The following is a 22,647-nucleotide window of genomic DNA, read 5'->3' as shown; positions in this document are numbered from 1 at the left end:
ATCAAGAGTCACATAGGCCCCACCGGCTCTGGCTGGGCGCGCACCCGTCCCCCTACGCTTCTGCTACTGGTTCTCGCCACAGCAGTCTTTCGCAAAGCAACGTCGCAGCAGGGGGATTCATGCAGTTCGATCTAAGCTCCGTGGAAACAGCCACTTTGGTCTTCATCGGGACACTGGTGTTTGGCGCAATTCTGGCCGCATTCGTGCTCACCGCAGGACTGATCGCCCTGGTGGTGCTGGGCGCGGGCAAGCTCACCTGGATGGTGGTTATCAATACGCTCATGGCATTGGTCCACGGGATTAATGCAGGGTGGGACAAGCTGGTCCACCGCGCTTCCGCCGTCGAGCTTCCGGGAGATTTCCAGGGCCAAACGTCCCCTAGTACCGGAACCTACCCGCGGGTAATCTTGAGGGACAGCTGAAGGGTTCTCCAACCCCGGCGGATCCATGGCTACACCGGCCATCCGGCCAAGGAGATGACCCATGACCTCCGCCACTGACAGCCAGGCCAAGGACGCCCCGGCTGATGAGACACCCGTCCCGACCGGCAAGATCGGCGCCGGGGCCACCGCTGAAGATGCACGGGCCGTCGCCGAAGCCGCCCGTGAATCCGGCTGGGACCGTCCAAGCTTCGCCAAGGGCCTCTACCTTGGCAGCTTCGACCTGGATCTGGTCCACCCCTGGCCCGCCGCTGACCCTGCGTCCGTGGAACGGGGCGAGGAGTTCATGGGCCGCCTCACGGAATTCGCCAAAACGATGTCCGGCCGCGTCATTGAGCGGGAAGCGAAGATTCCCGACGACTACATCAAGGGCCTGGCGGATCTGGGCGTCTTTGGCATGAAGATCCCGGAGGAATACGGCGGGCTTGGGCTCTCGCTGGTGTACTACGGCCGCGCCCTTGCCCTGCTGGGCAGCGTGCACCCCAGCCTGGGCGCCCTCATCTCTGCCCACCAGTCCATTGGCGTGCCGGAGCCGGTAAAAGTCTTTGGTACGCCGGAACAGAAGCGCGAGTACCTGCCGCGCTGTGCCGCCGGCGCCGTCACCGCGTTCCTCCTCACCGAACCGGACGTGGGCAGCGATCCCGCCCGCCTGGGCAGCACCGCAACGCCAACGGACGACGGCGACGCGTACCTTTTGGACGGCGTGAAACTTTGGACCACCAACGGGGTGATCGCTGAACTGGTGGTGGTGATGGCGGTGGTGCCGGCGCACACCGACCCGGACGGCACCAGGCACAAGGGCGGCATCAGCGCGTTCGTAGTGGAAATGGACTCGCCGGGCATCACGGTGGAAAACCGCAACGCGTTCATGGGCCTGCGCGGCATCGAGAACGGGGTGACCCGCTTCCACCAGGTGCGGGTGCCGGCCACCAATCGATTGGGCCGCGAAGGGCAGGGCCTGAAGATCGCGCTCACTACGCTTAATACCGGCCGTCTGGCGCTGCCCGCCCTCTGTGTGGCCTCCGGGCGGTGGAGCCTGAAGATTGCCCGCGAATGGTCCAACGCCCGCACGCAGTGGGGCCGGCCCGTGGGCGAACACGAAGCCGTAGGCAAGAAGATCGCTTTCATCGCGGCCTCGGCCTTTGCCCTGGACGCGGTCTTTGAACTCTCGGCCGAGCTCGCGGATGCCGGACAGAAGGACGTGCGGATCGAAGCGGCGCTTGCAAAGCTGTGGGCCACGGAGATCAGCTGCACCATCGCGGATGAGCTGGTCCAGATCCGTGGCGGGCGGGGCTTTGAGACCGCGGAGTCGCTCGCTGCGCGCGGCGAACGTGCGGTGCCGGCCGAGCAGCAGTTGCGGGACCTGCGTATCAACAGGATTTTCGAAGGCTCTTCCGAAATCATGCGGCTGCTGATCGCCCGGGAAGCGGTGGATGCGCACCTGGCGGCCGCGGGCGACCTTGCGTCCCTGGATGCGAGCCTTGCCGACAAAGCGAAGGCCGCCGTCGGGGCTTCCAGCTTCTATGCCAAATGGCTGCCCAAGCTGGTGGCCGGCGCCGGCATGGACCCCCGCTCCTACAGCGAGTTCGGCAGGCTGGCCAAGCACCTCCGCTTCGTGGAACGCTCGTCGCGGCGGCTGGCGCGGCAAACCTTCTACGGCATGGGGCGGTGGCAGGCCAAGCTGGAGCGGAAGCAGGCATTCCTGGGCCGCGTGGTGGACATCGGCGCTGAACTCTTCGCCATGACGGCCTGCTGTTCCCGCGCCGAGATGCTCCTCAAGACCTCCCCTGACAAGGCCGCCGGCGCCTATGAGCTGGCCGACGCCTACTGCGAGCAGGCCAAGGTGCGCGTTGACGAGTACTTCGACCAGCTGTGGCGGAACACGGACGACGCCGACCGGGAGCTGACGCGCAAGGTCCTGGCCGGCGACTACACCTGGCTTGAGGCGGGAGTCCTGGACCAGTCGGAAGGCACCGGCCCGTGGATTGCCGACGCGTCGCCGGGCCCGTCAAAAAAGCAGGACCTGCACCGGAAATACCGGTAAAACCGCAGGTCACAAAATAGTAAGCACGCTTGCTATCAGGTGGGGCGGGTGGTTGAGTTGAGGCATGAGCAGCTCAACGGACCCAGAGAACCTGCCTCCCCGCCGCGCCCGGGAGGACGAAACCACCCGCAGCGGAAGCTACCGCGACGCAGCCGCGGACGACACGGCCACGCGCTCGTTTGACCAGGCGCCTGCCCGGGAAGGAGCACCGGCCCGGGACGGGGCAACTGCCCGTTCAGTGGACCGGGAGCGCCTCTCTGACCGGGAGCGCGCCAGGGACCTCAGCGCCGAACGCGACTACGACGCGACCCCGCCCAAGGCGGAGCGGGAGTACCAGCCCGCCCCCACCACTGCCACCCCCGTGGTGGACGCCGGCCTCGCGGACAGGGAAACCGCCGTCGCCCGCCAGAGGGAGCGGTTCGGCGGCATCAAGGTGGGTTCGGCGTTCTTTGGCTGGCTGACCGCCACCGGCATGGCTGTGCTGCTGACTGCGCTTGTGGCCGCCGCCGGGACCGCGGTGGGGCTCGCCAACAACACGGACGTCAACCAGGCGGTGAACCAGGCCGCGCAGAACAGCGGCACGGTTGGACTGGTGGGCATCATCGTCCTCCTGGTGATCCTGTTCCTTTCCTACTACAGCGGCGGCTACGTTGCCGGCCGGATGGCGCGCTTTAACGGCGCCAAGCAGGGGCTCATGGTGTGGGTGTGGGCGTTGATCGCGGCCATCGTAGTAGCGATCCTGGGGCTGGTGGCAGGGCAGCAGTTCAACGTTTTGGCCAACCTGAACAGCTTCCCCCGCATCCCCATCAACGAAGGACAGCTCACCACCACCAGCATCATCGCCGCGGTCGTGGTGGCAGCGGTGGCCCTCATCGGGGCCATCCTCGGCGGCCTGGCCGGCATGCGCTTCCACCGCAAGGTTGACCGCGCCGGCTTCACCCCGGACAGCGAGTTTTACGACGACGAAGAGTAGTCAGGCGAGGATGTCGCCGTCCACGTAGAACCACCGGCCGCCCTCGCGGACGAACCTGCTGTTCTCGTGCAGGACGCCCCGTTCCTTGCCGTGCCGGTAATACGCCTTGAACTCCACAGTGCCCTCGGTATCGAATGGGCCTCCCTTGCCGGTGGCCACGATGTCCAGGCGGCGCCACTCCATGGCCGGATCCAGGTCAAGGCTCGCCGGCGCAGTGGAGGGATGGTGGGTGCGCAGCAGGTAATCCTCATCCAGCCGGACAAATGCGCTGTACCGTGACCGCATCAGCTGCTCCGCGGTGGCCGCTTGGGCGCGGCCCGAATGGAACCGGCCGCAGCACTCGTTGTACGGCTCCCCGGACAGACACATGCAGTTTAAGGAATCAATTGGGTCGGTCACCCGGCGATGCTGTCACATCCGGTAACAGGTTCGCTACAACCCCGGCCATGATGCTGTGGACGGCGGCACGTCCGGCCAAAAATCCGTATGGTGGAGAAGGAGCTTGCGGGTCCGGCATTTGTTACCCGGACGCAGGCCCAGGATGCAGGCAGAGAGGAGAGATGACGTGGACCACCCGGACACTCTCGTCCTCAACCTGACCTTCCTTGGCACTGTGGGCGTGGCCCTGATGATGTTCGGAGTCCTCTTCCTGCTGGGGGTCATCACCCTGGTTCTCGCGGGCCTTGGCCGGCTGGCCGCCCTCGTGCTGATGGCCCTGTTCGGCCGCGTTCCGGGCAGGACCGGCGAAGGGCGTTTCGCCAACGGGGAAACCGGCCGCACTCAGCCCCGCAAGCCGCTCCGGGAACGGGCCGCCGCGCTGAAACCGGACCGGGTGAAGGAGTCGCTCCGCACCGCCGTCGTACGCCATCCCAAGCTTGCCGCCGCACGCCCTGAACCCGCGGTCCTCGCGGAAGACTGGGCCTCCGCCGTTGCCGAGGCGGATAAGCGCGCCCAAGCCAGGGCACGTGCGGAACGGCCTGAAATCAAGCTGTCGGTCCGGGATCTACCGGACCCGGCCGTACCTGCGGACAAGGTCTCCGAAGTGGCCCCGCTGGTGGAGTCCGCCCTGCACAACCACCGACCGCCGCATGAAATGCCGCGGTCATTCAAGAAGCCGCAGCCGCTGCACCCGGTGCCGCCGCTGGATACCGGGTCCCTTGTGTCGCTCGCCGGCCCGCAGCAGGTGCTCAAGGAACAGGCCAAGGAGAACGGCTAAGCCCTTACCCTGAGCAACCATCTGCGTTAGCGTGAACACATGGAATTCAGATACCTCGGAAACAGCGGCTTCAAAGTCTCGGAAATCACGTTCGGCAACTGGCTGACGCACGGCTCGCAGGTGGAGAACGATGTCGCCACCCAGTGCGTGCGCGCGGCCCTCGACGCCGGCATCAGCACCTTCGATACAGCAGACGTCTACGCGAACACGGCCGCGGAGACCGTCCTGGGCCAGGCCCTGAAGGATGAGCGCCGCGAGTCCCTGGAAATCTTCACCAAAGTCTTCGGCCCCACGGGCCCCAAGGGCAAGAACGATCTTGGCCTGTCCCGCAAACACATCATGGAATCCATCAACGGGTCCCTGCGCAGGCTGCAGACCGACTACGTGGACCTTTACCAGGCACACCGCTACGACTTCGAAACGCCGCTGGAAGAGACCATGCAGGCGTTCGCTGACATCGTCCGGCAGGGCAAGGCGCTGTACATCGGCGTGAGCGAGTGGACCGCGGAGCAGCTCCGAGAGGGCCACAAGCTGTCCAAGGAACTGGGCTTCCAGCTCATCTCCAACCAGCCGCAGTACTCCATGCTGTGGCGCGTGATCGAAGCCGAGGTGGTCCCGGCGTCGGAAGAGCTGGGTGTGTCCCAGATCGTCTGGTCCCCCATGGCGCAGGGTGTCCTCAGCGGCAAGTACCTGCCCGGCCAGCCCGCTCCCGAAGGCAGCCGCGCCACGGATGAAAAGGGTGGCGCCAAGATGATCCAGCGCTGGATGCGCGACGACGTCCTGGCCGGCGTGCAGGAACTGAAGCCGATTGCCCAGGAGGCAGGGCTGTCCATGCCTCAGCTGGCCGTGGCGTGGGTGCTGCAGAACCCCAACGTCGCGTCCGCCATTGTGGGTGCATCCCGGCCCGAACAGATTGCCGACAGCGTAGGCGCCGCCGGCGTGAAGCTGGAGGCGGAGGTCCTCAAGCGGATCGACGACGCCATTGGCGGCCTCGCCGAACGGGACCCGGCACAGACCAAGTCGCCGGCCACGCGGGAAGCGTAAGTGGCGTCCCCGTCGGAACTGCCGGACCTCGCGGTCACCGGCTCCACCGGAGGCTTGGGCGGAATGGTGGCGCGGCAGCTTGCCGCGTCCGGTTTCGCCCAGCGCCTGCTGGTGCGCGACGCCGCGCGGGCCCCGCAGCTGGACGGCGCGCACGCGGTGGTGTGTTCCTACGGGGACGGCGCCGCCTCCCGGCACGCCCTTGAGGGGGCGAAAGTCCTGTTCATGGTGTCCGCCGCGGAGGCCGAGGACAGGCTACAGCAGCACTATGCATTCGTGGACGCCGCCGCCGAGGCCGGGGTGGAGCACGTGGTGTACACGTCCTTTTATGGGGCCGCGCCGGATGCCATCTTCACCCTGGCCAGGGACCATTACGCCACGGAGGAGCGGATCAAGGCGTCCGGGATGGCCTACACCTTCCTGCGCGACAACTTCTACCTGGACTTCCTGCCGCTGATGACCGGGGACGACGGCGTGATCCGCGGACCTGCTGGTGACGGCGTGTTTTCTGGGGTGGCGCGGGAGGACATTGCCCGCTCCGCATACGCGGTGCTGCGCGATCCCGCCATCCACAAGGGCATGACGTACAACCTGACCGGCCCGGAGGAACTGTCCATGGCGCAGGCCGCTGAGATACTGAGCGCAGGGACCGGGCGGACCGTGCGCTACCAGCCGGAGACGGTGGAGGAAGCCTACGCGTCCCGGGCCTCCTACGGCGCTCCGCAGTGGCAGCTGGACGCCTGGGTCAGCACCTACACGGCCATGGCAGCGGGTGAAATGGCAGGGCTTTCGCCTGACGTCCACGGCCTCACCGGGCAGGACCCCATCACGCTTGCGGAGTTCCTGACCCGGCCGGTGCTTTAGCCGGCTCAAACCCGTTGACGGGCGTGGTGGCCCGGCGTAGACCTGTTGGTGCCGGGGGCGTTGTCAGTCCGCCAAGCAGAATCGCACCGCCATGAAATACAGCAATCAGCAGTCAACCCGGCAGGGGCCGGCGCCGGCTCCTGCCACCGCCGCGCAGCCCACGTCCGGTCCGCTCACCCGGGAGGAACTGCAGCTCGCCGCACGGAACCATTCCATGCCGCTGGAGGCACTCCGCCGCGACGTCACCCCGCCCGGGCTCCACTACGTGCTGACGCACTTCGACATCCCGGACCTCGACGGTTCGTCCTGGCATCTGCGGATCAGCGGGGCAGTGGAACGGGCCCTGGAACTCAGCATGGCAGCGCTCCGCAGGGACCCGGCCATCACCGTTCCCGTGACGCTCGAGTGAGCGGGAAACGGCCGGTCGCTGCTTGAGCCGCGGCCGCTGAGCCAGCCATGGGTCCTGGAGGCGGTGGGTACGGCGCACTGGACCGGCGTTCCGCTTGCCTACCTCCTTGGCAAAGCGGGGGTGCTCCCGGACGCGGTAGAGGTGGTCTTCACCGGGGCCGACGCCGGGGTACAGGGCGGCGTCCCCCAGCGCTACGCACGAAGCCTGCCGATCCGCGAGGCGCTGCGTCCCGACGTCGTCCTCGCCTACCAAATGAACGGCACCGACCTGCCGCCGCAGCACGGCTACCCCCTGCGGCTGGTGGTCCCGGGCTGGTACGGGATGGCCAGCGTGAAGTGGCTGGAGTCCATCGAGGTGGTAAAGACGCCCTTCGCCGGCTTCCAGCAGGAGGTCGCCTACCGCTACCAGGACTCCGCGGACGACGCCGGCACGCCGGTTTCGCGGATCAGGGTGCGTTCGCTGATGGTCCCGCCGGGCGTGCCGGACTTCTTCACCCGGCAGCGGTTCCTCCGCGCGGGTCCAGTCCTGCTGGTGGGCAGGGCGTGGTCGGGGGAAGGTGCCGTGACCGCCGTCGACGTCGGAATCGATGGCACTTGGCTGCCCGCCCATTTGGACAAGCCGGCGGGTGGCTACGCGTGGCGGAGGTGGAGCCTGCCCTGGGTCGCCAACCCCGGCGAGCATGTCCTTTCCTGCCGCGCGACGGACATCACAGGTGCCAGCCAGCCGCTGGAGCAGAACTGGAACCTGCAAGGGATGGGCAACAATGTGGTGCAGCGGGTGCACGTGACGGTGGAGTGAAGTTGCGGGCCCGGGGCTATACTCGGTGCCAATCATGACCAGCCTCCCTTCCTCCCCCGCCAGCGTCCGCATCGATGCCTGGCTGTGGGCCGTCCGCGCCTATAAGACGCGTTCTGCCGCCACCGCAGCCTGCCGCGCCGGGCATGTCCGCCTCAACGGCAACCCGTCCAAGGCATCGGCCACCCTGGTAACCGGCGATACGGTCACCGTCCGTATGCCCGGATACGAACGCATCCTCGAGGTGCGGCGGCTCATCGCCAAACGCGTGGGGGCCGAGGCCGCCTCCCACTGCTTTACCGACCACACACCCCCTCGGCCCGTCCTGCCGGCACTTGGACTTCCGCAGCGGGACCGGGGCGCCGGCCGGCCCACCAAGAAGGACCGCCGGGAGATGGAGCGGCTTCGCGGACCTGCGTGACAGACGTGCTGCCGACGTCAGGCGCCTGCCTTGGTACGTGCCTGTACGAGGTTAGCGAACGGTAAACGGCCGAATTCCTCCACAAAAGCAGCGTGGTAACCCGCTTCTGCACGGTTCAGCTGGTCCGCCGGAAGTTCCTTCCACGCAATGGCCAGTGACCCGGCGTCGGCGAGTTGCCAAATAAGCCGCCCATCCCAGTGGCCGGGCGGCTTCCCTTGCCCAAAGTCAACGAATTCCTGGATCTGGCGCCGAAGTCCGCGGTTACTTTTGCTTCCGGGGCCGGCCCTTCCCACGTATAGAACAACGGCGGCGTCCACCCACTCGTCGGCTATCGCGGCCGCGGGGAGGGACGGGTCCTTCTTCTTAAAGACGCCTGCGGTGCTTTTCGTGAGCAGGCGGGGCTGGAAGCCGTCCGGGGCAATCACGGCGAAGAGGCCTGTTCCCTGTGGGATCCTCATGGTCTCGAGGTCCTGGATTAACCGGAAGCCGGCGAAACCTTCGGCCTTCAGGCCTTTCCTGGTGAACTGCATAATCCATTGAACAGCAGGCCTGGGACCACCGCCGACTTTGCGTTTTCCACATAGGGGTTTTGGGTGGCTGTCGATGTCACACCCTGGTGGAAGACTTTGGTCATGGAAGCGGTTGTGGGGACGGCGGGAGTGCTGCAGGCAGAATCTCGGGGGCTGTTTGCTGCTGACCGGCGTCAATCCCCGTCAGTTGTTCAACCCGCCGCCCCTTCCATGGGTGACGTCCTGAACCTGTTGGCCCGTGTTCCGGCCCCTGCGGATGGTGCGGGCATGATTGACCAGCTGCGCGGGTTGGAAGACCTGAAGTGCCTGGCGGGTGCGCAGCAGGCCGAGGTTGCTGTGGCGTTTGATCGTCAGCAGCGGCAGGTGCAGGCTGCCGCCGGGGTCCCTGCCGGGGAGCAGGGTGCCGGGGTGGCGGCGCAGATCGCGCTGGCCCGGCGCGAGTCCCCCGCGAAGGGCTCTCGACTGCTGGGCTTGGCCAAAACCCTCACCGGGATGCCGCACACCTCCGCTGCGTTTCGAAGTGGTTTGTTGAATGAGTGGCGGGCCACGCTGATCGTGAAGGAAACCATTTGCCTCTCGCCGGAGGACCGGGCCGGGGTGGATGAGGAACTCGCCGCCGACACCGGCGCCCTCGACGGCATGGGCGACAAAGCCATCACCGCCGCCGTCCGCGCCGCCGCCTACCGGCGGGATCCGGCCTCGGTCGCGAAGCGGGCAGCCCGGGCCGTGGCCGAGCGGTGTGTGAGCCTGCGCCCGGCCCCGGACACCATGACCTACCTGACCGCCCTGCTCCCCGTCGCCCAGGGGGTGGCCGCCTACGCCGCCCTGGCCCGGGATGCGGACACAGCACGCTCAGGCGGGGATGAGAGGTCGCGGGGGCAGGTCATGGCAGACACCCTCATCGAGAGGGTCACCGGCACCCCCGGCGGGATCAAAGGCGTGGAGGTCCAGCTCGTCATGACCGACCACACCCTCCTCCAAGCCGACCCCGAACCCGCACGGCTCCCCGGGTACGGCACTATCCCCGCGGCATGGGCCCGGACCATCGCCCTCACCGGCGAACCAGCCCCGGGAACACCGGTAACAGTCCCCGGCCCCGGCAACCTTGGTTCTCCGGCCACTGCCGATACTGACGGACACGGCACCGCGGCCGGGACCACCGCCGTTGACGCTGGCGATGCCGCCGCGGACACCGCCACGGATGCCGCGGCCACCCCTGAAGTCGCTGGTGACGCCACCGTGGACGCGTCCGGCCGTCATCACCTGAATCTCTGGATCCGCCGGCTCTACACCGCCCCCGGCAGCGGGGAACTGGTGGCGATGGACTCCAAAGCCCGGCTGTTCCCGGCAGGGCTCAAACGCTTCCTCCAGATCCGGGACGATACGTGCCGGACCCCGTACTGCGACGCCCCGATCAGGCACCACGACCACATCAGGCCTTGGCACAGCGGCGGCCCCACCACCGCCGGCAACGGCCAGGGACTCTGCGAAGCCTGCAACCACGCCAAGGAAACACCTGGCTGGACCGCCAAACCCGTCCCGGGTGCACGCCACACCGTGGCAACCTCCACTCCAACAGGCCACACCTACCACTCCACCGCACCACCACTCCCCGGAACCCCGCCGGCGGGAGCGCAGCCCCGGGGAGGCACTCGGTCATGCAGCTCTCAGGAACGGCGGCTATCCTTGGCGCGTGCCACCCCTTGAGATCCTGATGTCCTCCTGGCAACTCGACTGGGCCGCCGCCGCCTTCGTCGTCGTGGCCGCTGTCTTATACGGGTGGGGAATGCGCTCAGCCGCCCGCCGTGGCCAGGGCTGGCCCGTGTGGCGGGCCGTTGCGTTCTACGTCCTGGGCCTGGGCGCTTTTGTTGTCCTGACCTGTGGGTTCACCGGCGTGTACGGCGCGCAGCAGCGGTGGGCGTTCACCATCAAGATCTCCATGCTGCTCTTTGTTGTTCCACTGTTTATCGGGCTGGGAAAGCCACTCACCCTGGCCAGGACAGCGTTGCCCGCCAAGGGCATAGACACCCTAAACACGGTCCTGGCCAGCCGGCCTGTTAGGTTCGTCAGCAACTCTTTCGGCGCGCCACTGCTGGGGCTGGCGCTCTTTTCCACATTCCTGACACCAGCTTTCTACACGCTCCGGACAGATCCCGTGGCCGGCGGACTCCTCACCCTCGGTGTACCTCTGCTTGGCATGCTGATGGCGCTGCCCATCATCGAGGAGTCCGACTTCCAGCGGTCCAGCGCCTACTTGACCCTGGAATTCATGTTCGTGTTCATCGAACTGTTGATCGATGCGATCCCCGGAATCCTGCTTAGCCTCAACGGCCAGGTGCTTGACCATGTGATGTCAGTCCCCAGCCCGCAGTGGTGGTTCAGGGACGCGTTCCAGGACCAGCAGTTTGCGGGAAATCTGCTGTGGTTCATCTGTGAAGTGTTGGACCTCCCCTTGATCATCCTTATGTTCGTTCGCTTCTCACGAAGCGACAAGCGTGAAGCGGGCGTCTTTGACGAGCTGACCGATGAGCAGCTCAGCGAACTGCACAAGCAGCACCTGCGCGGCCCGCACTAGGTTGGCCTGCTCCAAAAAATTCGGTGTGCCCACCCCTCCCCGGGGAAGCGTAGAGTGACATAGGACGCCTGATTCTGGACGCCTCGCTGCCAAGGAGAAATCGTGACGATTGATTGGGACGAAAAAAAGGCCCTGCTGCAGGAACCGAATATCGCGCAGGTCACCCAACTGTGCGATGAACTGATGGAAAAGAAGCCGGGTTCCACCGTCCCCTACATCGACCCCGTCCACGACGAAGATGAATGCAGGATCATCAGCCTCCAGGCCAGCCCCGGCAAGGGGACGGAATCGGGATTTGTCTCCCATTACAACGATGACGAAGCGGCCCGCCGTGCGACCCAAATCTATGAGCTCGCAGAACTGGACCCCCGCTACGTCATGCCCTGGAACGCCTATCCCTGGGTGCGCGAGAGCGGCAGCCCGTCGGCCCTTAGCGTCCAGGAGAAGACCGACGGCCTCCGCCCATTCCGGCAGTTCCTCAAGATCAACTCCCGCGTTTCGGCCATCATCGCCCACGGTACGGATGCATCCACGTTCCTGACCCTGTTCGAGAAGACCTACCACTCGTCGCTGAAGAACAACGGCATCAAAATCTACAAGGCCACTGCCCTTGGCGGCAGGGCCTTTGCTGTTTCCGAGGCCAAGCAGGAAGAGCTCCTGGCCAAGAACGTGGAGACCTACCGGGACGCGATGCAGCGGGCCGGAATCCAGCACCTCTAACGGATACCACAGCTTTCTTTCAGCCGCACCTGCGCATACTCGTAGGTACACCTGACCGGCGAAAGAACCAGGCTGAACCTTGACGTCCTCCGCAAAGCGCCCAACCGGGGCAGCATCCCCAGCCGGGAGATTCCTGGTGAAGCCCGGCCCCGTCCCCGCTCCGCGGGCTTAAAGTTGGTTCCATGACGGGCTTCATCGACGGACTCCTGAACGTCAGCCCGATCGTGGCGTACATAGCCGTCTTCTGCCTGGTCTTCGCCGAAGACGCCATATTCGTCGGTTTCGTGATCCCAGGTGAGACGGCAGCCGTCCTGGGCGGTGTGGTGGCCAGCCGGGGCGAGGTGCAGCTGGGCATCATGATGGCCCTGGTGGTGTTCGCCGCCATCATCGGCGACAGCGTGGGCTATGAAGTCGGCAAGCACCTGGGAGCCCGGCTCGTGAAGACAAAAGTGCTGGCACGGCACTCCCGCAAGCTGGAAAACGCGCAGGAATTCCTCCGGCGCAAGGGCGGTTCCGCCGTGTTCCTGGGCCGCTTCACCGCTTTCCTGCGCGCCGTCATGCCCGCCCTGGCCGGTACATCCCGGATGCCCTACGGCCGGTTCCTCGCCTACAACGCTGCCGGCGGCATTGTCTGGGGCATCGGCTTCGTCCTGCTGGGCTTCCTCGCAGGCAACTCCTACGAGGCCGTAGCCCAGGCAGTGGGCCGGGACCTCGCCGTCGTCATCGCCGCAGTTGCGGTGGCAGGGCTCATCGCCTGGCACTTTCGCTCACGACGGCGGCAGCAGCGGCGGCGCGCAGCGAACCAGCGGCAGGACTAGGGAGAGTTTGACACCCACTGTGACCAGTGCCATATTTAAGGCGTGAACCTGTCAGACAGCCGGACAGCAGGACAGCCTGTAGTCCGCCCCCTTGCCCGGCTGAGCGCTGCAGAGGCGGTGTTCAACACCATCCGCCAGGACATCGAGTCCGGCGCGCTTCCGGTGGGGAGCAAACTGAGCTCGGAAGCCACCCTCGCACAGGTGTATGGAGTCAGCCGCTCGGTGATTCGGGAAGCCCTCCGATCCTGCACCGCCCTGGGGCTGACGGTAACCAGGACCGGCAAGGGCACGTTCGTCGTCGCCAGCAAGGTGGCCAATGACCTCACCCTGGGGCAGTACTCGGCACGCGACCTGACGGAAGCACGCCCGCACATCGAAGTCCCGGCCGCTGGACTGGCGGCTGAACGGCGCACTGCGGAGGAACTGGAAATCCTGCGGGGGATCGTCGCCGCCATGGCCGTGGAAACCGATCCGGAGTCCTGGGTGGCCCTGGACTCCAGCTTCCACGCCACCATCGCCCGCGCCAGCGGCAACAAAGTGTTTGCCAGCGTCGTGGCAGACATCCGGGATGCCTTGGCGCACCAGTCCGAGACACTGAACATGGTGGCGGACCGCCAGCACGCCTCCGACATTGAGCACCAGCAAATCCTTGCCGCGATCGAGTCCGGCTCCGCGGAAAAGGCCCGCGCTGCGATGGCGCACCATCTGGACGCCGTGGGCGTGGCCCTCGACTCCATCCTCAATAACTAGCCAGCTTCAACCGACCCTTCCAAGGACCCCATGCCCTCCCCCGTCTTTTCTGCTGCCCATACTGCTGCCCCGGCCGAGTTGGCCCTGCCGCAGCACACCCCGTTGGTCGCCACCGTGCGCGACGGCCTGGTGGAGAGCGTCCACTACGGCTCCGCAATCGCCCTGGGTGCCGACGGTTCAGTGGCGGCAACTGCGGGTGATCCCTTGGCCCCCTTCTACCCGCGCTCCGCACTCAAGCCCCTCCAGGCGGTTGCCATGGTCCGCGCCGGCCTTGAACTCCCGGCCGACCTCCTGGCCCTGGCCGCCGCCAGCCATTCCGGTGCGGCTGCACACCGGGACGGCGCTTTGCGCATCCTCGAACTGCACGGGCTGGCCCCGACCGACCTGGAAAACAGCACGGACCTGCCCTACGGCACGGCGGAGCGCGAGGACTGGCTCCGCACCGGGGGCAGCGCCACGCAGATCACCCAGAACTGCTCGGGCAAGCACGCCGCCATGGTGGCCACCTGCAAGATCAACGGCTGGCCCGTGCGGGGGTACCTTGACCCGTCGCACCCGCTGCAGCAGCTCGTGGCGGAAACGGTCCTCGACCTGACCGGCGAGGAGCCCTCAGCTGTAAGCACCGACGGCTGCGGCACCCCGCTGTTCGCCCTGACGCTGGGCGGCATGGCCCGAGCCTTCGGCCGGATCGCCCGGGCGGCCGCGGCCTCCTTGGACGGAAACGACGACGACGGCAGCCCGGCGGCCGCCGTCGGGCTCGCCATGCAGCGGCACCCGGAGATGGTGGCCGGGGAAGGCCGCGATGTCACCGCCCTGATGCGCCTGGTCCCCGGCGCCGTAGCCAAGGACGGCTTTGAAGGCGTGCAGCTGGTGGGCCTGCCCGACGGCAGCGCCGTCGCCGTAAAGATTTCCGACGGCGGCGACCGCGCCCGGATGCCCGCCACCGTCAGCCTCCTGGAAGCGCTGGGAATGGATACCGAGCCTCTTGCCGGGATCGCCACGGCCCCTGTCCTGGGCGGCGGCCACCCTGTGGGCCAGCTCCTGGCCACCGACTTCCTGAACCCTGCTTTCCTGAACACCAACCAGTCCACGCCCGACAACGAAGCCCTGTGAGGACAACCATGACCATCACCGAAACCGCGGCGGAAGCCACCTCCGCCCCAGCCAGGTCGGAGCACGACCTGCTCGGCGACCGGGACGTCCCAGCCGACGCGTACTGGGGCGTGCACACGCTTCGCGCCGTGGAAAACTTCCCCATCACCGGCCAGAAGCTGTCATCCAACATGCACTTGGTCCGCGGCCTTGCGGCGGTGAAGCTGGCCGCCGCCCGCACCAACCGTGAGCTCGGCCTGCTGGACGCCGAACGCGCCGACGCCATCGGGCAGGCGTGCCAGGACGTCCTGGACGGCAAACTTGCCGACCAGTTCGTGGTGGACGTTGTGCAGGGCGGTGCGGGGACGTCGTCGAACATGAACGCCAACGAGGTCATCGCCAACCGCGCCCTGGAAATCCTGGGCCACCCCAAGGGTGACTACGCGCGGCTGCACCCTAACGACCACGTCAACCTCAGCCAGTCCACCAACGATGTGTACCCCACGGCCGTCAAGCTGGGCACCATCTTCGCCGGCCGGGAACTGCTGGCGGCACTCGAAGAACTCGAGGAAGCCTGCGCCGCCAAGGCCATGGAGTTCCGCACCGTGGTGAAGATGGGCCGCACCCAGCTGCAGGACGCCGTCCCCATGACCCTGGGCCAGGAATTCGGAACCTACGCCATCACCATCGGTGAGGACCGGCTGCGCCTGGCGGAGGCCGAGCTGCTGATCCACGAGATCAACCTCGGAGCTACCGCCATCGGCACCGGCCTGAACGCCCCCGCCGGTTACGCCGCAACAGCCTGCCGTCATCTGGCCGAGATCACCGGACTCCCGCTGGTGACCGCCGTCGACCTGATTGAAGCCACCCAGGACGTGGGCGCCTTCGTGCACCTGTCCGGCGTGCTCAAGCGGGTGGCGGTCAAGCTGTCCAAAATCTGCAACGACCTCCGTCTGCTCTCCTCAGGCCCGCGCGCCGGCTTCGGCGAGATCAACCTGCCGGCGGTGCAGTCCGGGTCCTCGATCATGCCCGGCAAGATCAACCCGGTCATCCCGGAAGTGGTCTCGCAGGTGGCCTACGAGGTGATCGGCAACGACGTCACCATCACCATGGCCGCCGAAGCCGGGCAACTGCAGCTCAACGCCTTCGAACCGATCATTGTCCACAGCCTCCACAAGAGCATTTCCCACCTGGAAGCAGCCTGCCGCACCCTTACGGCCCGCTGCATCCGGGGTATCACCGCCAACACCGATCACCTGCGCCGCACCGTGGAGCAGTCCATCGGCCTGGTCACCGCATTGAATCCCCACCTCGGCTACGCCACTGCAACCGCCATCGCGCAGGAAGCACTTGCCACCGGCAAGGGCGTGGCGGAACTGGTCCTGGAACACGGGCTCCTCACCGACGCCCAGCTCCAGGAACTCCTCAGCCCCGAACGCCTGGCCAACCTCAGCAAGTAATCCGTCTTGTAAGGACACCCCCATGACAAACACCCCCCTTCCAGACCACCTGATCGATGGTGGGCACGCGCATGCCACCGAGACCTCCCTGCACGCGGAGGACAAGGGTTACCACAAGAACCTGAAGCCGCGGCAGATCCAGATGATCGCGATCGGCGGTGCGATCGGTACCGGCCTGTTTCTGGGCGCCGGCGGCCGGCTGAACGCTGCAGGCCCGTCCCTGGTCATCGCCTACGCGGTGTGCGGGTTCTTCGCGTTCCTGATCCTGCGCGCCCTGGGCGAACTGGTCCTGCACCGCCCTTCGTCGGGTTCGTTCGTTTCCTACGCCCGCGAATTCTTCGGTGAAAAGGCCGCGTTCGTTTCCGGCTGGTTCTACTGGATCAACTGGGCCACCACCACCATCGTGGACATCACCGCCGCCGCCCTCTACATGCACTTCTTCGGCAACTACATCCCCTGGATGGCCGACGTCCCCCAGTGGGCCTGGGCACTGACCGCCCTGATCGTGGTCCTGGCCCTGAACCTGGTCTCCGTGAAGGTCTTCGGCGAAATGGAATTCTGGTTCGCCCTGATCAAGGTCGCCGCCCTGGTCGCCTTCCTCATCATCGGCACCTACTTCGTCATCTTCGGCACCCCCGTGGACGGACAACAGGTCGGCATCAACCTGCTGTCCGATAACGGCGGGATCTTCCCCAACGGCCTGCTGCCCATGATCATCCTCATGCAGGGCGTCCTGTTCGCCTACGCCTCGATCGAACTGGTGGGCACCGCCGCCGGCGAAACCGAAAACCCGGAAAAGATCATGCCCAAGGCCATCAACTCCGTGGTCTTCCGCATCGCCGTGTTCTACGTCGGCTCCGTAATCCTGCTGGCCCTGCTGCTGCCGTTCACGTCCTACCAAAAGGGCGTCAGCCCCTTCGTGACCTTCTTCGGCTCCATCGGCGTCCAGGGCGTGGATGTCATCATGAACCTCGTGGTCCTCACCGCCGCCCTGTCCTCGCTGAACGCAGGGCTCTACTCCACCGGCCGGATCCTGCGCTCGATGTCCGTCAACGGCTCGGCCCCCAAGTTCGCCTCCCGCATGAACAAAGCCGGCGTCCCCTACGGCGGCATCGCCATCACCGCCGTCGTCTCCCTTCTCGGCGTGCCGCTGAACTACCTCGTCCCCGCCGAAGCCTTCGAGATCGTGCTGAACATCGCCTCCGTGGGCATCATCATGACCTGGGCCACCATCGTGCTGTGCCAGATCCAGCTCAAACGCTGGGCGGACAAGGGCTGGGTGGAACGCCCCTCGTTCCGGATGTTCGGCGCCCCCTACACGGGCTACCTTTCACTGCTCTTCCTGGTCGGCGTCCTGATCATGGTCTTCATCGACTCACCGCTCACCATGCTCGTCACCGCGATCGCCTCCATCCTCATGGTCATCGGCTGGTACGCCTGCCGCACGCGCATCCGTGAAATCGCCGAAACCCGCGAAGGCTTCACGGGAATGTCCCCCGTGGTCGCCAACGCCCCGGCTGACACCTTCAAGAAGTAACCGCGCTTTAAACATCCGACGGCGGCACCTGGGTTCTGGAATTCGCAGAATCCAAGTGCCGCCGTCGGGGTTTAACGGTGGCTGCTGCCGGTCACTTGGACGGCTTGACCACCATGGCCGATCCGCCGCCGCGCCTGACCGGCTCCGCGGCCGCCAGGACGCGCCCGTCATCAAGGAACTCGATGGCGGTGGCTGCGCCAATCTCAGAGGCCGACGTGAACGAGTCACCCGACGGTGTCAGCTTGTGGCCGAAGCGGGATGTCAGGGCCGCGCCGTATTTGTCGATAAAGGCCGGCTCGGCAGTGACGCTGGCCGTATTCCGCTGGGACGCACGGGGTGCCGCAATGGCATCAGGGGTGCTCATGCCCAGGTCGATCCGGTTGACGATGGTCTGCAGGACCGTGGTGATGATGGTGGAACCGCCCGGGGAACCCAGGGCCAGGAACGGCTTGCCGTCCTCCAGGAGGATGGTGGGCGACATGGACGAACGCGGTCGCTTGCCCGGCTCGATTCGGTTGGGGTCGGTGGCGCTGTAGACCGTGGAAAAGTCGGTGAGCTCGTTGTTGAGCAGGAAGCCACGACCGGGGACAACCATGCCCGAGCCGCCGGTCTGCTCAATGGTCAGCGTGTACTCCACCACGTTGCCCCACTTGTCCGAGACAGTCATGTTGGTGGTGGAGATGTTCTCGGTGTCCTTCTCATCGGCGAGCGCCGCCGGTGCCGCCGGGCAGGTGCCGTCGTACGAGGTGACGTCGCCGGGCTGCACGGGCTTGGTTGCCGCCGTGTTGGGGTCGAGCTCGCAGGCGCGTTCCTTGCCGAAGATGGGGTCAGTCAGGGCTTTGGTCGGCACCTTCACAAATGCGGGGTCTCCTACGTACTTGCCGCGGTCCGCGAACGCCAGGGCGCTGGCCTCGAGGTAGTGGTGCAGCACAGCAGGCTGGTCCTTCTTCAGCGCCGGAAGGTTGAACACATCCAGGATGTTCAAGGACTCACCAACGGTGGTGCCGCCGCTGCTGGAGGGGGCCATGCCGTAGACGTCATAGCCGCGGTAGTTCACGTGCGTTGGATCCTGGTCCAGGGCTTCGTAGTCGGCCAGGTCCTCCGCCGTCATGGAACCCACCGGGACGGGGAGGGTGGTGTCCGGGGACTTGGGCGGATTCTGCACCGTCTTGGCGATCTCCTCCGCCAACGGGCCGGTGTAGAAGGCACTCATGCCATCCTTGGCCAGCATGCGGTAGGTGGCGGCGAGGTCGTGGTTCTTGAAGATTGAGCCAACCTCGGGCAGCTTGCCGCCCTGCAGGTACAGGTCCTTGGTGGAGGTGAAGGCCGCAAACCGTGCCTGGTTGTCCTGGGTCTGGTTACGGAAGGTCTCATCCACCACGAAACCACGGTCTGCAACCTTGATGGCAGGCTTCAGGGCGTCGCCCAGGCTGAGTGTGCCCCAGCGTTCCAGCGCCCGTTCCCAGGTGGCCGGCGTGCCGGGAACGCCTACCGAGACGCCGCTGGTGACCAGTTCAGGAGTGAAACGGTAAGGCTTGCCCGTAGCTGGATCGATGAACGCATCTTGCTTGATCCCGGCCGGTGCCGTTTCCCGCCCGTCGATGGTTCTGACTTTCCCGGACTTCGCATCGTAATAGACAAAGTAGCCGCCCCCGCCGATCCCGGCGCTGTACGGTTCAGTGACGCCAAGGGTGGCTGCCGCGGCAACGGCGGCGTCCACCGCGTTTCCACCCTTGCTGAGGACTTCGATGGCCGCCGCTGAAGCGTCGGGGTCCACCGTACTGACGGCCCCACCGTAGCCGGTAGCCGTGGGATTCTTGTCGGTTTGCCGGGGGTCGGCAGACGCGGGGCTGATGGCCCCGGTGGTGACGCTCATTGCCAGCGCGGCAGTAACAGCCGCGAGCCGGCGTCCGAGATGTGGCATGGTGGCTCCTACATGGGGTTCGAGTGGTGTGGGCCACGCTACTCTTCGGGTAGGACACTCTCAACGACTCCGGATGGGACGGACACGATGGCAGGATCCAAACTCGCAGTGGTGGGCGCGGGCAGCGTCGGCACCTCGCTGGCGTACGCCGCCCTGATCCGCGGCTCCGCCAGCAACATCGCGCTGTTCGATGTCAACGCGCCAAAGGCGGAGGCGGAAGCCCTGGACCTGGCGCACGGCAGCCAGTTCGCCGCAGCCTCGGCAACCGTCACCGGAGGCGGGGATATCGGCGTGACGGAAGGCGCCGACGTCGTGGTGATCACGGCGGGTGCCAAGCAGAATCCGGGCCAAAGCCGCCTGGACCTGGCCGGCACCAACGTGCGGATCCTGGAGCAGCTAATGCCGCAGCTGCTTGAGCGCGCGCCGGACGCCGTCTATGTCCTGGTCACCAACCCCTGTGACGTGCTGACGGTGGCCGCCCAGCGCATTTCCGGGCTGCCGGCGCAGCGGATCTTCTCCTCCGGGACGGTGCTGGACACGTCCAGGCTGCGCTGGCTGCTGGCCCGGCGGGCGGGCGTTTCCGTCACCAGCGTCCACGCCAGCATGGTGGGCGAGCACGGCGACACCGAATTCCCGCTGTGGTCCGGCGCCACCATCGGGCCGGTCCCGATCCGGGACTGGACGGACGACGGCGAGCGTATCTTCACGCCCGACTACCTCGCCGCCACCGCCAAGGAGGTGGTCCAGGCGGCCTACAAGGTGATCGCCGGCAAGGGCGCCACGAACTACGCCATCGGGCTGTCCGGCGCCCGAATCGTGGAGGCGCTGCTGCGCGACGACAACGCCGTCCTGCCGGTCTCCACCGTACTGTCGGGGCTGCACGGGATCTCCGGGGTGGCACTGTCCCTGCCCAGCGTGGTGGGCCGGGGCGGGGTGCACCGCGTCCTGGAAACACCCATGGACGACGGCGAGCTGGCGGCTTTGCGGCATTCCGCGGACACCCTGCGCAACACCATGGACGCGTTGGGAATCTGACCACCGCGCCCGGTCACCTATGCTCAGCTAAGGCGGCAACGCAGGCTCAACGACGAACCAAACAGGAGCAACGCATGACCAACTGGCGCATCAGGGATTTCCATTCGGCTGACCTGGACGGGATTCTGCACCTCTGGGAGACGCTCAAGGCCCACAATGTGGAGCCTGTCTACGCCCTGTCAGAGGTCCTCGCGTCCTGCGAAAAGGACCACGCCGTGGTGGCGGTGCAGGGCGAGCAGGTGGTGGGTGCCGCCGTCGGGCGCGCCGCGCACGACCAGGGCTGGATCGTCTTCCTCGCCACCCTGCCGGAGTACCGTGGCAGGGGCATCGGCACCTCGCTGCTTGCCGCCGTCGAGAACCGCATGGCCCCGCACGGCCTGAACAAACTGTCGGCCCTCATGCCGGAATCCGAAACCCGGGTGGAGGCCTTCCTGGGGCGCGGCTTCGCGCTCAAGAAGAACCTGCGCTACTTCGAGCGCACCATCCCGGTCCAGCGGCAGGAGCTCGGCGCCCTGGGCCAGCTGGGCGGCCGCGTCCTGGCCCGCGACCTGTGGGAGAACGTGGCGGGCATGCGCAAGGAGAAGGAACTGCTGGAACGGCGCCTGGTGCTGCCGCTCGCCGAGGCGGACCTGGCCGATGAATTCGGCGTGGTGCCGCCGCGCGCCGTCGTCCTCTTTGGCCCGCCCGGTACCGGCAAGACCACCTTCGCCAAGGCCATCGCGTCCCGTTTGGAGTGGCCGTTCGTGGAGGTGTTCCCCTCCCGCCTGGCCGGCGATCCCCAGGGCCTGGCCGGTGCCCTCCGCGAGACCTTCCTGGAGATCGCGGAGCTGGAGCACGCCGTGGTGTTCATCGACGAGGTGGAGGAGATCGCGTCCCAGCGCGCGGGCGATCCGCCGTCGCCGCTGCAGGGCGTCACGAATGAACTGCTCAAGATCATCCCCGCGTTCCGTGAACAGCCGGGCCGGCTCCTGGTCTGCGCCACCAACTTCATCCGCGCCCTGGACTCGGCCTTCCTGCGCCACGGCCGGTTCGATTACGTCATCCCCATCGGGCTGCCGGACCGGCAGGCGCGGGAAGCGATGTGGCAGCGGTTCATCCCTGCGGCGGTGGTGGACGGCGTGGACGTGGAACTGCTCGTGGAGAAGACCCAAGGCTTCTCCCCTGCTGACATCGAGTACGCAGCCCGGAGCGCCTCCCAGCGGGCGCTGGAAAAAGCAGTGTACGACGACGGCGGGCTGGCCTCCGGAGGCGGGGTTTCCGTCCGCGAGGCGGTCCGGAAGGGCCCCTCCACCCAGGACTACCTCGACGCCATCGGCGACACGCGCACCACGGTCAGTCCCGAAGTGCAGGCGGACTTCCTGGAGGACATCGAGGCGTTGGGCCGGGTCTAGCTCCCGGGAGCGTCGTCGTATCGGAGGTTTTCGTAGTCGGTGTCATCCGCCTCGTCCAACTCTGCGTCGAACTCCTCCAGCAGCCAAGGGTTGACGCGGGCCAGGATTTTGCGGATCTCCTCCGCTTCAACGGCGGCGTAAAGCACCGGCCGGGCGTCCCGGTATTTGGTAACAGGCGGCTTATCGGGCCATTTTTCGGCCAGCGCACGGACGCGTTCGGGCAGTGAGTTGTGCGCGTTGTCGGCGATTTTGACCAGGGCGGCGTCATGATCCTGGGCTATCTCATGGATACCGGCGAGGTAGTCATCGGGGTTGCTGTGCAGCCGATTGGTGACGCGTTCAATGATGTCGACCGCGCGCTCGGAAACCCCCATTTCAAGCAGAGCCTGCCGGGTCATCGGGGTGTCTTCGGCAATGTCATGAAGATAGCCGGCGATCCGGACGTCGTCGTCGAAGTCTGCCAGGGCATCCCCCACTGCCAGCACGTGGTCTTTGTAAGGCCGCTTGAGCTTGTCCTTCTGGCGGTTGTGCGCCACCTCCGCAAGGACACGGGCCGTCTCGGGAGTGAAACTGCTGGCAGAGCGCTGATCAGTGGATTCCGGCATGCCACCA

Annotated in this window: 21 protein-coding genes and 1 pseudogene; 18 read left to right on the top strand and 4 right to left on the bottom strand. The window is 66.4% G+C overall.

Annotated elements, in window-relative coordinates:
* Positions 1–119 precede the first annotated feature (119 nt).
* From ACETK3_RS11190 to ACETK3_RS11180, 3 genes are all read left to right on the top strand, one after another.
* On the top strand, positions 120–422 hold the full coding sequence (locus ACETK3_RS11190; protein ID WP_237429220.1) for a hypothetical protein: 303 nt from the start codon (positions 120–122) through the stop codon (positions 420–422).
* Between the two features lie 61 nt (positions 423–483).
* A complete protein-coding gene (locus ACETK3_RS11185; RefSeq protein WP_237429221.1) occupies positions 484–2,484 on the top strand; it encodes an acyl-CoA dehydrogenase family protein in 2,001 nt (666 codons plus the stop codon).
* Positions 2,485–2,548: 64 nt separating this feature from the next.
* The gene (locus ACETK3_RS11180) at positions 2,549–3,457 is read left to right on the top strand and encodes a TIGR04086 family membrane protein (protein WP_236820788.1); all 909 of its coding nucleotides are present in this window, start codon (positions 2,549–2,551) and stop codon (positions 3,455–3,457) included.
* On the opposite strand, the gene ACETK3_RS11175 is transcribed toward ACETK3_RS11180, so the two are convergent.
* Positions 3,458–3,826, bottom strand: coding sequence for a YchJ family protein (locus ACETK3_RS11175; protein WP_237430565.1), 369 nt, complete (start codon positions 3,824–3,826; stop codon positions 3,458–3,460). It abuts the gene before it with no gap.
* 196 nt (positions 3,827–4,022) lie between these two features.
* Between ACETK3_RS11175 and ACETK3_RS11170 the strand changes: the two genes are divergently transcribed.
* From ACETK3_RS11170 to ACETK3_RS11150, 5 genes and pseudogenes are all read left to right on the top strand, one after another.
* Positions 4,023–4,673, top strand: coding sequence for a hypothetical protein (locus ACETK3_RS11170; RefSeq protein ID WP_236800210.1), 651 nt, complete (start codon positions 4,023–4,025; stop codon positions 4,671–4,673).
* Between the two features lie 39 nt (positions 4,674–4,712).
* Positions 4,713–5,717, top strand: a complete 1,005-nt coding sequence (locus ACETK3_RS11165; RefSeq protein ID WP_236820790.1) for an aldo/keto reductase family protein — start codon at positions 4,713–4,715, stop codon at positions 5,715–5,717.
* Positions 5,718–6,578, top strand: a complete 861-nt coding sequence (locus tag ACETK3_RS11160) for an SDR family oxidoreductase (protein WP_237429222.1) — start codon at positions 5,718–5,720, stop codon at positions 6,576–6,578. It begins immediately after the preceding gene.
* Positions 6,579–6,669: 91 nt separating this feature from the next.
* Positions 6,670–7,785 (top strand): annotated as a pseudogene (locus ACETK3_RS11155) (sulfite oxidase).
* Between the two features lie 34 nt (positions 7,786–7,819).
* Positions 7,820–8,203: an RNA-binding S4 domain-containing protein gene (locus ACETK3_RS11150; protein ID WP_236800214.1), complete on the top strand. Its 384-nt coding sequence runs from the start codon at positions 7,820–7,822 to the stop codon at positions 8,201–8,203.
* Positions 8,204–8,220: 17 nt separating this feature from the next.
* Here ACETK3_RS11150 and ACETK3_RS11145 read toward each other — a convergent pair whose 3' ends face one another.
* Positions 8,221–8,733: a hypothetical protein gene (locus tag ACETK3_RS11145; protein WP_237429224.1), complete on the bottom strand. Its 513-nt coding sequence runs from the start codon at positions 8,731–8,733 to the stop codon at positions 8,221–8,223.
* Between the two features lie 210 nt (positions 8,734–8,943).
* On the opposite strand from ACETK3_RS11145, the gene ACETK3_RS11140 reads away from it, so the two are divergent.
* The 8 genes from ACETK3_RS11140 (at position 8,944) to ACETK3_RS11105 (ending at position 17,685) form a co-directional block, all read left to right on the top strand.
* Positions 8,944–10,440 carry an HNH endonuclease signature motif containing protein gene (locus tag ACETK3_RS11140; protein WP_237430566.1) on the top strand — a complete coding sequence of 499 codons (1,497 nt, stop codon included), beginning with the start codon at positions 8,944–8,946 and terminating at the stop codon, positions 10,438–10,440.
* A complete protein-coding gene (locus ACETK3_RS11135) occupies positions 10,427–11,308 on the top strand; it encodes a cytochrome c oxidase assembly protein (RefSeq protein WP_236800217.1) in 882 nt (293 codons plus the stop codon). Before ACETK3_RS11140 ends, ACETK3_RS11135 begins: the two co-directional genes overlap by 14 nt.
* Before the next feature lie 102 nt (positions 11,309–11,410).
* Complete coding sequence (locus tag ACETK3_RS11130; protein WP_236800218.1) at positions 11,411–12,028, top strand: uracil-DNA glycosylase; 618 nt, start codon at positions 11,411–11,413, stop codon at positions 12,026–12,028.
* A gap of 182 nt (positions 12,029–12,210) precedes the next feature.
* Entirely contained in the window at positions 12,211–12,846 is a 636-nt protein-coding gene (locus tag ACETK3_RS11125; protein ID WP_236800219.1) for a DedA family protein, read from the top strand.
* A gap of 42 nt (positions 12,847–12,888) precedes the next feature.
* Positions 12,889–13,596, top strand: coding sequence for a FadR/GntR family transcriptional regulator (locus ACETK3_RS11120; RefSeq protein WP_236800220.1), 708 nt, complete (start codon positions 12,889–12,891; stop codon positions 13,594–13,596).
* Positions 13,597–13,626: 30 nt separating this feature from the next.
* Positions 13,627–14,709, top strand: coding sequence for an asparaginase (locus ACETK3_RS11115; protein WP_236800221.1), 1,083 nt, complete (start codon positions 13,627–13,629; stop codon positions 14,707–14,709).
* A gap of 8 nt (positions 14,710–14,717) precedes the next feature.
* The gene (locus ACETK3_RS11110) at positions 14,718–16,148 is read left to right on the top strand and encodes an aspartate ammonia-lyase (RefSeq protein WP_236800222.1); all 1,431 of its coding nucleotides are present in this window, start codon (positions 14,718–14,720) and stop codon (positions 16,146–16,148) included.
* Positions 16,149–16,170: 22 nt separating this feature from the next.
* A complete protein-coding gene (locus ACETK3_RS11105) occupies positions 16,171–17,685 on the top strand; it encodes an amino acid permease (protein ID WP_236800223.1) in 1,515 nt (504 codons plus the stop codon).
* Positions 17,686–17,776: 91 nt separating this feature from the next.
* Here ACETK3_RS11105 and ggt read toward each other — a convergent pair whose 3' ends face one another.
* Entirely contained in the window at positions 17,777–19,609 is a 1,833-nt protein-coding gene (gene ggt / locus ACETK3_RS11100; RefSeq protein WP_237429225.1) for a gamma-glutamyltransferase, read from the bottom strand.
* Positions 19,610–19,696: 87 nt separating this feature from the next.
* Here ggt and ACETK3_RS11095 point away from each other — a divergent pair, with 87 nt between their 5' ends.
* The gene (locus ACETK3_RS11095) at positions 19,697–20,644 is read left to right on the top strand and encodes an L-lactate dehydrogenase (RefSeq protein ID WP_237429226.1); all 948 of its coding nucleotides are present in this window, start codon (positions 19,697–19,699) and stop codon (positions 20,642–20,644) included.
* Between the two features lie 74 nt (positions 20,645–20,718).
* Positions 20,719–22,035, top strand: coding sequence for an ATP-binding protein (locus ACETK3_RS11090; RefSeq protein WP_236800226.1), 1,317 nt, complete (start codon positions 20,719–20,721; stop codon positions 22,033–22,035).
* Here the strand turns inward: ACETK3_RS11090 and ACETK3_RS11085 are convergent.
* Positions 22,032–22,640: an HD domain-containing protein gene (locus ACETK3_RS11085; protein ID WP_237429227.1), complete on the bottom strand. Its 609-nt coding sequence runs from the start codon at positions 22,638–22,640 to the stop codon at positions 22,032–22,034. The two genes, ACETK3_RS11090 and ACETK3_RS11085, sit on opposite strands and share 4 nt — an antisense overlap.
* Between the last annotated feature and the right edge of the window lie 7 nt (positions 22,641–22,647).

The organism is Arthrobacter sp. E44, assembly GCF_041877125.1.
In the GTDB taxonomy this organism is placed as follows: domain Bacteria; phylum Actinomycetota; class Actinomycetes; order Actinomycetales; family Micrococcaceae; genus Arthrobacter.
This window is presented reverse-complemented; position numbering and strand designations above follow the sequence as displayed.